The following is a 9,822-nucleotide window of genomic DNA, read 5'->3' on the forward strand; positions in this document are numbered from 1 at the left end:
GCAGGGGGCCACCCGACCGGCCGCGCCGAGACCCCCATCCTGCGCCGCCGCGGGTGTGAACCGCGTAGGTGATCACCGATGGCCGAGCGGCACTGGCTCGACGTGTCCTTCGCCGAGAAGGAGCAGGCCAAGGCGGCCGGGGCGCGGTGGGATCGCGAGGCGAAACGCTAGTACGCGCCCCACCCCGGTATCGCTTCCCTGGCGCGGTGGGCGGCGCGCCCCGAGCTGCCCGAACTGCTGCCCGGCGAGGACCGCAGCTGGGGACAAGGCCTCTTTGTTGATCTTGTGCCCAGTAGTTGCTGGTTCAGCAACGTCCGCAGCGCGGTCGCGCCGGGCGACTGGGATCGGCTCCGCAAGATGACCTACCGGCGGCCGGGGTATCGCTGCGAGGCCTGCGGTGCGCCGCGGGACCCGGACGCGCGCCGCTGGCTCGAGGCTCACGAGCGCTGGTCGTACCCGCGCGAGACCAGCAGCGGGCGGATGATCCAGAAGTTGACCAGGCTCGTGGCCCTCTGCACGCCCTGCCACCAGGCGACCCACTTCGGGCACGCGCAGATCCAGGGCCGCGAACAGTCCGCGCTCGAGCACCTCTGCCACGTCAACGGCTGGACCCGCCAGCAGGCCTGGGAGCACGTCGAGGCCGCGTTCGCGAAGTGGCAGCGACGTTCCGAGTATGTCTGGGAGCTCGATATGTCGATGCTCACCTCGGTCGGCGTCACCATCACGCCCCACCCGCGGCCGGGGAGCGCCCGGCCCACGCCGCGGCCGCACTCGACGAGCTGACCAGCCGGCCGGGAGCAGCCCACCGACCCGACCAGGGCGAGCGGGCGCCGGAACGCGACCCGGGCGTCGCGGTCCGCGGGGTCACCGTGGACGAGGTGGGCCGCGGCGAGGACCCGATGTCCCGGGTGCTGCGCGGGCTGCCCCCGTTCCCGATCTGACGGCTCCTCGCGGGAACATCCCTATCGCCCCGTTGGCCTCTGCGGGCGCCTCGGGAAGCGACTCGACGCCGTCTTCGATACAGGTGTAGTCCGAGCGAGGCCGGCTCCGCCGGTGACCTCGCGCAGCGCGGGAGGTCAGGAGTACCAGGGCCGGTAGATGTCCTGCGGGGCTCCGGGCTCGAGGGCGCGGCGGACCACGCGGCGGGCGATGAGCAGCGGCCGGTCGCAGGCGATGGTCTCGCGCCAGGCCTGTTCGCCACCGGCGCGGGCGATCAGGGCGGCGGCGTCGAGCCCGTCGAGGGGGTTGGGGCTCACGCCGAGCTCGTCGAGGCGGGCCCGCAGCAGCAGCACCATCACCGCGACCGCGGTCTGGCCCGCGCCGGGAGCCCGGTCGCCCGGGTCGTGCTCGTCGCGGGCCAGCGCCTGGCGGGTGGCCCAGCCGATGTCGAACACGACGTCCTCGAGGTCGCCGGTCTCGACCTCCTCGTCCTGGTCGTTCTCGTCGAACTTGCTGAGCTGGTAGGTGCCGTGGGGGTCAGCCCCGGCGGCTTCGAGGATGGTGAGCAGCTCGCCCCGTAGTCGGGCCTCGGAGCGCTGTTGGCGGTCGGTGTCGGGATCGAATCGCTGCACCGACTCGGGGTGCACGTCGGGGAGCGGGTCGCTGAGGGCGAGCCGGTAGAGCGGGCAGCACCCGCCCTGGGGGCGCCGTCGGTGACGTAGGCCAGGTGCGGGCGCCCGGCGGCCTGCTCGGCGCGGCCGCAGGCGTCGTGGTCGATGGTGTCGCCGCAGAAGGTGCAGACACCCTCGGCCGGGGCGCCGCCGTCGTCGAGGCCGCAGTAGCCGGTGTCGCCCCACGCGTCGCCGGGCCCGGCGAGGATGACCTGCACCGCGGGGCGCCCGCAGGTGCACAGCTCCCCCGCGACCGCCCCCCGCCCTGGATCGCCACCTGGCCAGCCTTCCCTTCATCGCGTGCCGTTCAGCGCCCGGCACCAACCCCGCCGGGTTCAGCCTGCCAGTGGGGTCCGACGCGGTGGGCGGCGTTCTGGGCGGGCGGGGTCAGAGCTCGGCTTCGGCGTCGTCGTAGCGAGCAGGCTCGAGTTCGGTCTCGGCCTCGTCGAACTCGGGTGGCTCTGGTTCGGGATGCTGGGTCCAGCGGGCGATGTCCCGGCGCTGCACGTCGTCGAAGAAGGCGTTGACGCGGGCCTCCATCGCGGGGCCGTCGGCGTCGTCGGCGGCGATCTCGGGGCTGGCCTTCCAGGCCTCTCGGGACGTCGTGCTCGCTGGCGCGGTTTTCCTCGGCCTCGACGCGCTCTTCGGCGGCGTGGTCGGCTGCGCGCTCCTTCTCGTGGCGGGCGGCGAGCTCGCTGGTGTCCTCGTCGTGGCTGGCCGCCTCGGCCTCGGCGTTCATCCGCTCGAGGTCGCGCTGACGGTGCTCGGCGCGCTGGTCTTCGAGGGCCGCCTCGTGGCGGGCCCGGGCGGCGGACCAGTCGCGGGCCAGGCTCACCGCGAGGGCTCCGGATTCCGGGTCGTACTCGACGACCAGGAGCGGGTGGACGACATCGATGACCGCGCCGCCGCTGTCGAGGGGCCGGGCGGTGTTGTCGGGGGCGAGGTCGGTGGGACTCACGGGGTCTCCTTCTCGAGTGGATGGTGGCGACTGCTGGGGAAGCCGGGTGGGGTCGGCCGTCTATGCGCGGCAGGCCGGGCCGAGGTGAGGTCAGCCGCCGATCTCGTCGTCGTCGGCGCGTTCCCGCTCGGCGCGGATCTGGGAGATGGCGTCGAGGAGGTCGTTGTCGCTGCCGCAGAAGCAGTGGTGAGCCTCCGGTTCTTTCGCGTGCCAGTGGGCGAAGAGCTCCTTGGTCAGCGCGTCGCGTTCGGCATCGCTGAGCTGGACCGGCGGGCAGGCAGGTACACGGTCAAGTGGGGCGGACATTGGCGGCAGCTCCGGTGTCGTCGGGGTCAGGGCGAGTCGGGGTCGCGGCGTTGGGTCGGGACGGCGGTGAGCGCGGACCAGCGGACCAGCGTGTGGCGGGCACGCGAGGGCACGCTCACGGCATGACCCTCGACGTCGACGCGGCGGCGCCCCGAGGACTGCCCGCGCTGTACTCCGGTGCGGGTCTGGGTCCCGGCGGTGCGGCGCAGCCAACCCCGCGCCAGCAGCTGGGTCACCATCGCGGCCTCGTCGCGCTCGGCCTGCTCGAGCTGTGGAAGCTCGCGGCTCGGGTCGACGGGTCCCGAGGCTCGCCAGACCCGGGTGCCGGCGGCGGTGTCCTCGACGAGGTATCCGGGCGCCTCGGCGGCGCTGAGGACCTGGGCGACCAGGGCCATGTCGTTCGAGGCCCCTACGGCGGCGCGACGACGCGGGCTCGGCGGCCGCGGCGGTGTCTGCGGCTTCGGTGGCAGGTAGGCGTCGGGGAACAGGTCGAGCTGCTCACCGGGCGGGTCGGACACCCCTGCCATGGTGAGCAGATTGTTGACAGCGCCGAACCCGGGTCCCCCCACGAGCCGTCCACCCGGTCGAGCGCCTCCACGGTCGAACGTATGTTCTAGGCTGGGGTGGTGAGCGACGACGACCTCGACGCCCGCCCGCCGGGCGCCCTGCCCTGCGGCTACGGCCGCGACGAGCACGTGGAACCGCGCCCGGTGTGGATGTCGCTGGCCATGCTGCGCACCACCGCCGGCCGCGACCCCTACGACCGCGCCCTCACCAACCTTGTCGGCGAGCTCTCCACCCGCAGCGAGGACCTCCGCACCCGCTGGGCCGCCCACGACGTCCGCCTGCACCGCACCGGGCGCAAGGGCATCAACCACCCGTGGTCGGCGACCTGCACCTGTCCTTCGAGGTCATGGCTCTCTACGCCGACCCCGGTCTCGACCTCATCGCCTTCAGCGCCGAACCAGGCTCCACCGACGACGACGCGCTGCGCCTGCTCACCAGCTGGGCCGCCACCCACAGTCCCGCGGCCGTCACCGGTCCCCTGAGCATCACGGCGCCGCCCTGACCGTCCCACCAACCGAGCGCCCCACCGGCGATCGGTCGATCCACCCTGCGCACCTCGCGAAGGGAGAGCCCCGATGAACCCGACCTACGACTTCGACAATCAAGTGGCCGTGATCAACGGCGCCGACTCCGGCTTGGGCCTGGCCACCGCCACCGCCAAGTCCGGCGGCCCGACCGAGCTCCCCGCAGAGCAAGCTCCTGCACGGCGGGGACTCAGATCGCCACCCCTGCCCCCGGAACCAGAACGAAGACGCGCGAGTCCACCCATAAGACCCTGCACCTAACCGTCTCGGACAGCACCTTCCACGCCCCGCCGGACCCAAGAGCTGGTAGACCCGCCTTGTGGTTCGCTCGCCCGCCCCGTCCCCCGACGCCGCGGCACCGCGGTGGCGGGGCCCGGTGGCGCCGATGCTGGCCGTGGCCGGCGACCCGCCCGCCGGCCAAACCTACGAGTGGAAGTACGACGGCCATAGATGCATGGCCTCCCGGGACGAGGGCGGGACGACGCGGCTGACCAGCCGCGCCGGGCGGGTGGTCACCGACCGCTTCCCCGAGATCGCCGCGGCCCTCGAGGAGGCCCTTGGGTCCCGCGGCGCGGTCCTCGACGGGGAGCTGGTCGCCCCCGGTGAGGGCGGGTTACCGGACTTCGAGCGTCTGCAGGCCCGCGCCCGCACCACCGCCACCCCGTCCCGGGTCGCGGCCCACCCGGTCTCGTTCGTGGCGTTCGACCTGCTCGCCCTCGACGGGCTCGACCAGACCGGGCGCCCGCTGTGGGATCGGCGCGCTCTGCTCGACGGGCTCGGACTGGATACTCAGCCGCGGCTGCTGGTCTCGCCGGTGTTCACCGATGTCGACCCGATGGTGCTGCTGGCCACGGCCAGGTCCTACGGAGTCGAGGGCGTGGTCAGTAAGGCGCCGCAGTCCAGGTACAGCAGCGGTCGCCGGTCGAAGGCGTGGATCAAGACGGTGGTGACGCAGCGATCGGTGTTCGCGGTGGGCGGGGTCGCCCAGGGCCGGTTGCGTCGACCGGGCGCGGTCGGGTCGCTGCTGCTGGGCCGGCCGACCGAGGCCGGCGGGCTGGAGTTCGTGGGCGAGGTGGGCACCGGATGGACGAGGGCAACCTTCAGCGAGCTCACCGCTCGGCTCGCGGCCCTGACCACCGAGGTCTGCTCGTTCACCCACGGCGTCGAGCGGCTCCCGGCCGGGGCCCGGTTCGTGCGCCCCGAGCTGCTCGGCACTGTCGCCTACCGGGAGCATCGCCCTGGCCGGCTGCTGCGGCACCCCAGCTGGAAAGGCGTGGTCCTCGGCGACCAGCTCGACACCGCGGGCTGAACCCTTCCCCAGCATCTCCGCGGTGGGGCACCGTGGACGGGGTGAGGCGACTGTGGAGAACGTGGCGCTGGCTTCGTCATGACGGCCGGGAGCTGAGCCTGCTCGACGTCACCCGCGGCTGGTCCTAGCCGACACGTCGCTGACAGGTCTTGTCAGGATTAGGGGGGCGGGTGGGGTGTGCCCTGGATGTTTCGATGATGACGGTGGCGGGAGCGGCGCCACCCGCACCGCGACCTCGCCCCCGCTCACCGGCGAGCGCCCGATGGCGCGGGCGGGGGCTGGCGATGACCACGGCGGTGATCTCGCTGTGCGCGGCCAGGGCCCGGACCCGGGCGCGGATGGCGTCGGTGGCCCCGTGCGCCGCGGGCAGCACCGCCACCCCTCGCCCGGGCCGCTCGGTCCCGGCGAGCAGGAGCTCGGCGCGCCCGCCGGCGCGCAGCGGCGCGTCGAGCTCGCCGGGAAGCCCCCGCGCGTGCAGCGCCCCGCCCAGTGCCGCGGCGAGACCGTCGCGGTCGGTGCAGGCCCAGCTCGGGTCCTGTTCGAGGACGGCGATGACCGCCGCGAGCAGCGACTCCAGGTCGCCGGTGGAGCGGGCATCGACGCGTCGCGTCACCGGGCCTCCGGAGCAGCAGCCGCAGGGTCAAGTCCCCGGTGCCCGCGGATTCTAGGAACCCCGCGGACCCGTGGGTGCTCGTCCCGGCCAGCAGGACAGGGCCGTCCCCGCTCGGCCGGGCCGCGGCCAATGGGCTGCTCGTCTGCCAGCGTGGGTCAGCCGCCGCTGATGCACCAGCGCTGCCCGCGGGGGGTGGGTCGGGCGGGGTCGGTGGCGATCTCCCCGTTGACCACGACCCGCGGAGGCGATCCACTCCTGGGCCTTGGTCTGTGCGAGGGCGCCGGCCACCCGCTCGAGCACGCTCGGTGTCGGGGCCTCGGTGTCGGTGTGCGGCTCGTCCACGAGTCGGGAAGCTATCCGCGGACACCGACAACGACCGTCCGCGACCCGCGGGCCGGCCCCAGTCGAGGTGCAAACCATCACCCCGGCGGGAGACCGCACGGCAGCGGCGCAGGGGCGGGGCGATGACGCGATACGGGTTCGAGTCCGACACCACCGCGGTCCCCGCGTGCTGGCCGACCGATCGCGGCCCGCTCGGGGCCGCCGTGGTGGCCTTCAGCGGGCCGGGTGTCGGCCGGGGTGGAGCTTGCGGATGCTGGAGTGGCAGGCGGCGTGGAGCTGCTACACCCACCCCGCCGGGCCACCTGGGTGGGGCCTTGGCCAGGGCCCGGCTGGTCGGTGTCGGCCATCGGTCAGGGCTCGAGCTCGGTGGCGGCGCGGAAGCTGCCGTCCATGTGGAAGGGCGTCGAGTCGTGCTGGTGGACGATCCGCCAGGCGCCGGCCGTCCGGCGCAGGCCGAAGGTGGATCGGAACCAGAAGGTGAACGGCCGCGCGGCGCCGGCCGGTGTCGCCGTCATCGAGGCCAGGGTGTGCGCGAACGCCACGTCCGCGCCGACGGCAATGCGCCGGTCCCGGTGGTGGAGCACGACCGGCCCGTCGAAGGTGCGCAGCCAGGCGCGGACACCGTCGGCGTCCCCATACTCCGTGCCGGGCTCCTGCACCAGCGGCGGGGCGAGGGTGTAGCGCACGGCGTCGTCGGTGAACGCGGCGAGGATGCCCTCGGCGTCGCCGTCCGCGTGGGCGGCGACGTACTGGGCGAGGACGGCGCGGATGTCGTCCTGCTCCGCGGCGGTGTCGTCGGGCACGAGCTGGTCGGTGACGGGAGCGTCGGCGGTCATGTCGTCCTCCTGGTGGCGGGGCGCCCGTCGGGCGCCGCTCGCCGGGGTGTCGAGACCGAGGGCCAGGTCTCGACACCTCCGGGCGCCACGGCTGTCGGGATTCGTTCCCGCCCTCAGCCCTGCGGTGTCGGTGAAGGCGGGTCGGCCAGCCGGGCCAGGATCGCGATCAGGTCGATTCCGCGGGTCTCCTCGCCCGCGATCTCCTCGTCGGTGCGCTCCCGGCCGGGCCAGCCAGCTCCCACATGTCCCAGCGCCCCGTGGACCAGGTGAGCTGCTTGCGACCGTAGCTGGGCGCGCTCCCAGGTCCGCTACAGCTCGGTGTCCTCGACGCGGTCGGTCTTGACGGCGTCGCGTAAGGATCGCCGGCGAATGTTGCAGAGAGCTAGACCCGCCGACGCAACCTCTCATGCTCACTACACGTTTCATCCAACATAGGTCTATCGTCGGGAAAGGTGTGGGACTGGCCCGTCACCCCCCAGAGCCAGCCCCACACAAGGCTCCGGCGCACCACCACCCCCCAGTGCTGCGCCGGAGCCCATCTATTGTTCAGGATTCTTCGAGCGTCTGCCAACGTTAGTGGTCGTTAGTGAGCTGGATAGACCACCGCCGCACAACTGTTGGGGTACCGGGCGGTCGGTCGTGGATGGCCCTGGCCTCGCGCAGCGTCTGCGGGGAGAGCTCGCAGGTCTGCGCGCGCCCGAAGCGGGGCCGGGGTGGCCACCGACCAGGACAAAGCCGCGACCGACGAGCCGCTCCGCCGCCGCCGGTCTCGGCGACGTCGAGCAGTGAGGTGGCGGCGGCGGCGCGGGTCAGCATCGACCAGGTGCCCCCGGACAGGGCGATCAGGCAGGGCCGACTGGACCTGCGGACGTTCGCCGGGGTGCGCGACCAGAGTGAGATCGCTGCGGAGGAATGGCGTCAACACTGCCGCTACCTGCTCAGCGAGACCGGAGCGCCCGAACCAGATCTTCGCGCCGACCTACTTCTTGCCGGTCTCGCGGCCGAGCAGGTCCACCACTGGCTCCGCGACGATCACCGCGACCTCGGAGACCTGGCTCGCGGCCTGTCCGCCGCTGCGCTGGCGGTCGCCCGCCCGGCACCAGAAGCATGAGCCGCGTAGAACCCAGCAGCATTGCCACCCGGCGCTAACAAACCGGCGGGTAGCCCTCGGGCTCGATGAAGCGGTCCAGCCGTGGGTGTCGGCCCTCTCCTACAGGGTCGCGGCCGCAGCGCGACGGAGCAGGGTCTTGCTTAGCTCGGTGACGTGGTGGTCGTAACTGCTGCCGCTGCGCGCGAGCAGCTCGAGCGACGCAGCTCGAGCTGCTCCTCAGTGGCGCCCTGGTCGGCGAGCCGGTCCAGGATCGCGACCTGCTCGAGGGAGACCTCGCCGTGGTGGGCGGCGTGCCGGGTGGCCTCGCCGTGCCGGGGCAGCGCGGCCGCGGCACGGACGGGGCGCGGGAGAGCCCGGTGGCCTTAGCAACCGGGTCTTGTTCCACCCTTGGGCCAAGGAGAGCTGCTCGGCGGCGCGGGCCCGTTGCCCGCCGGTGATCACGCGGCGCAGGTCGTTCTCAAGCTGACTTTCCGCGTGCTTGATCCCGGATAGAACCGGCCAGACCGGCACATACAGGCATGGCAACCTGCGCAGCCGATCGGCGGCTGCGCAGGCCTTGGACCCCGCCCTGCGGCGACGCCTGGCCACGCGGGCCGCGGGGCGGCCCGATGCGTTTGCCACCGGCATCGTCGAGTTGAACCCCGGCCGATCGACGCGACGGCTGGACTTGGTCGAGGCCGCCTCGGGGCGGTGCTGCGTAGCTGGCTGGCCGCCCGCCGCGGTGGCTGGATGGCGAGGATTGCCAGTACGGCATGTCGTGAAGATCGCGCGGGTCATGTCCGCTCCGGGCGGGCGACCGACATTAGTGGAGCTCTCGCGGCCACGATCCGGATAAGATCAATACCTTTCGCGCCCACGCGCAGGAGGTGCGTGAGACGGGCGACGGGGGCGGGGGCACCGAGGTGAGCAAGAGGTCAGGGCTGCGCCGTCAGGGGGGAGGCCTGGTTTCTCGGCAGGGGGCCGCCGAGGTCATTTCCCGTCGCGCTCTGGCCGGCGTGCTGGCGGTGGGATTGGCCGCGTGGCTCGCGGGGATCGACGAGTCGAGGGCCTCAGCGGCACCGGCACGTGGAGTGCCGGCGAGTATCCCGCCGCCTCCGCGTGAGCGGCTGATTGCGTTGACGGTTGACGACGGGTACGCGCCCGAGGTCGTCGCCGGTTATGTCGAGTTCGCCCGCCGCACGGGCGTGCACCTGACCTTCAGCCCGAACGGGACCTACGGGCGGGCGTGGGGCCCCCAGGCCGCGGTGTTGCGCCCGTTGATCGAGGCTGGCCAGGTACAGATCATGAACCACACCTTCAGCCACGCCTGGCTGACCCGGATCCCGCCTGGGAAGGTCAGAGAAGAGCTCGAGCGCAATGAGCAGTGGATCGCGGGCACCTTCGCCACCGCCTCCCGCCCGTACTGGCGGCCGCCCTACGGGGCCCACAATTCGAGCGTTGACGCGATCGCCAGGGACGTCGGATTCACTAAGCCGGTGCTGTGGACCGGGTCCTACGGCGACGCCACCACCGTCACGCCCCAGTTCCTGCTCTCCCAGGCGCGCCGCTACCTCACCCCTGGAACGATCATGCTGGGGCACGCCAACCACCCGACGGTGCTCGGGCTGTTCGACCAGATCACCGGCATCATCCGCGAGCGGGGCCTG

Annotated in this window: 12 protein-coding genes and 1 pseudogene; 7 read left to right on the forward strand and 6 right to left on the reverse strand. The window is 72.9% G+C overall.

The features are described from left to right. Nucleotides 1-78 precede the first annotated feature (78 nt). Both AC0CYZ_RS09950 and AC0CYZ_RS09955 read left to right on the forward strand, forming a co-directional pair. Complete coding sequence (locus tag AC0CYZ_RS09950; protein WP_472214767.1) at nt 79-171, forward strand: DUF5710 domain-containing protein; 93 nt, start codon at nt 79-81, stop codon at nt 169-171. 114 nt (nt 172-285) lie between these two features. Next, nucleotides 286-783, forward strand: coding sequence for a hypothetical protein (locus tag AC0CYZ_RS09955; protein ID WP_472214769.1), 498 nt, complete (start codon nt 286-288; stop codon nt 781-783). A gap of 293 nt (nt 784-1,076) precedes the next feature. Here AC0CYZ_RS09955 and AC0CYZ_RS09960 read toward each other — a convergent pair whose 3' ends face one another. Both AC0CYZ_RS09960 and AC0CYZ_RS09965 read right to left on the reverse strand, forming a co-directional pair. After that, nucleotides 1,077-1,571, reverse strand: coding sequence for a hypothetical protein (locus tag AC0CYZ_RS09960; RefSeq protein ID WP_472214771.1), 495 nt, complete (start codon nt 1,569-1,571; stop codon nt 1,077-1,079). A gap of 426 nt (nt 1,572-1,997) precedes the next feature. Then, nucleotides 1,998-2,150: a hypothetical protein gene (locus tag AC0CYZ_RS09965; protein ID WP_472214773.1), complete on the reverse strand. Its 153-nt coding sequence runs from the start codon at nt 2,148-2,150 to the stop codon at nt 1,998-2,000. Between AC0CYZ_RS09965 and AC0CYZ_RS09970 the strand changes: the two genes are divergently transcribed. Beyond that, nucleotides 2,134-3,000: a hypothetical protein gene (locus AC0CYZ_RS09970; protein WP_472214776.1), complete on the forward strand. Its 867-nt coding sequence runs from the start codon at nt 2,134-2,136 to the stop codon at nt 2,998-3,000. The genes AC0CYZ_RS09965 and AC0CYZ_RS09970 overlap by 17 nt on opposite strands. Here the strand turns inward: AC0CYZ_RS09970 and AC0CYZ_RS09975 are convergent. After that, nucleotides 2,901-3,392, reverse strand: coding sequence for a hypothetical protein (locus tag AC0CYZ_RS09975; RefSeq protein ID WP_472214778.1), 492 nt, complete (start codon nt 3,390-3,392; stop codon nt 2,901-2,903). The two genes, AC0CYZ_RS09970 and AC0CYZ_RS09975, sit on opposite strands and share 100 nt — an antisense overlap. Nucleotides 3,393-3,602: 210 nt before the next feature. Between AC0CYZ_RS09975 and AC0CYZ_RS09980 the strand changes: the two are divergent. Together AC0CYZ_RS09980 and AC0CYZ_RS09985 are read left to right on the forward strand one after the other, a co-directional pair. Then, a pseudogene (locus AC0CYZ_RS09980) lies at nt 3,603-3,943 on the forward strand (MmyB family transcriptional regulator). A gap of 407 nt (nt 3,944-4,350) precedes the next feature. Beyond that, nucleotides 4,351-5,274 carry an ATP-dependent DNA ligase gene (locus tag AC0CYZ_RS09985; RefSeq protein WP_472214780.1) on the forward strand — a complete coding sequence of 308 codons (924 nt, stop codon included), beginning with the start codon at nt 4,351-4,353 and terminating at the stop codon, nt 5,272-5,274. Nucleotides 5,275-5,398: 124 nt separating this feature from the next. Here the strand turns inward: AC0CYZ_RS09985 and AC0CYZ_RS09990 are convergent, their stop codons facing one another. The 3 genes from AC0CYZ_RS09990 to AC0CYZ_RS10000 all read right to left on the reverse strand — a co-directional run bounded on the left by AC0CYZ_RS09990 (nt 5,399) and on the right by AC0CYZ_RS10000 (nt 7,307). Further along, nucleotides 5,399-5,887 carry a hypothetical protein gene (locus AC0CYZ_RS09990; protein WP_472214782.1) on the reverse strand — a complete coding sequence of 163 codons (489 nt, stop codon included), beginning with the start codon at nt 5,885-5,887 and terminating at the stop codon, nt 5,399-5,401. A 692-nt stretch (nt 5,888-6,579) separates the two neighbouring features. Next, nucleotides 6,580-7,065, reverse strand: a complete 486-nt coding sequence (locus tag AC0CYZ_RS09995; RefSeq protein WP_472214784.1) for a YybH family protein — start codon at nt 7,063-7,065, stop codon at nt 6,580-6,582. 113 nt (nt 7,066-7,178) lie between these two features. Next, the gene (locus AC0CYZ_RS10000) at nt 7,179-7,307 is read right to left on the reverse strand and encodes a hypothetical protein (protein ID WP_472214786.1); all 129 of its coding nucleotides are present in this window, start codon (nt 7,305-7,307) and stop codon (nt 7,179-7,181) included. 548 nt (nt 7,308-7,855) lie between these two features. Between AC0CYZ_RS10000 and AC0CYZ_RS10005 the strand changes: the two genes are divergently transcribed. Next, on the forward strand, nt 7,856-8,176 hold the full coding sequence (locus tag AC0CYZ_RS10005) for a hypothetical protein (protein WP_472214788.1): 321 nt from the start codon (nt 7,856-7,858) through the stop codon (nt 8,174-8,176). Nucleotides 8,177-9,180: 1,004 nt separating this feature from the next. Further along, nucleotides 9,181-9,822 (forward strand): polysaccharide deacetylase family protein (locus AC0CYZ_RS10010; protein WP_472214790.1); only part of this gene is annotated, 642 nt, incomplete at its 3' end.

This window comes from Actinomycetospora sp., assembly GCF_055612215.1.

Coding starts and splice junctions, on each gene's coding strand:
- AC0CYZ_RS09950 (WP_472214767.1), top strand. CDS start 79: ATGGCCGAGCGGCACTGGCTCGACGTGTCCTTCGCCGAGAAGGAGCAG.
- AC0CYZ_RS09965 (WP_472214773.1), bottom strand. CDS start 2,150: ATGGAGGCCCGCGTCAACGCCTTCTTCGACGACGTGCAGCGCCGGGAC.
- AC0CYZ_RS09985 (WP_472214780.1), top strand. CDS start 4,351: ATGCTGGCCGTGGCCGGCGACCCGCCCGCCGGCCAAACCTACGAGTGG.
- AC0CYZ_RS09995 (WP_472214784.1), bottom strand. CDS start 7,065: ATGACCGCCGACGCTCCCGTCACCGACCAGCTCGTGCCCGACGACACC.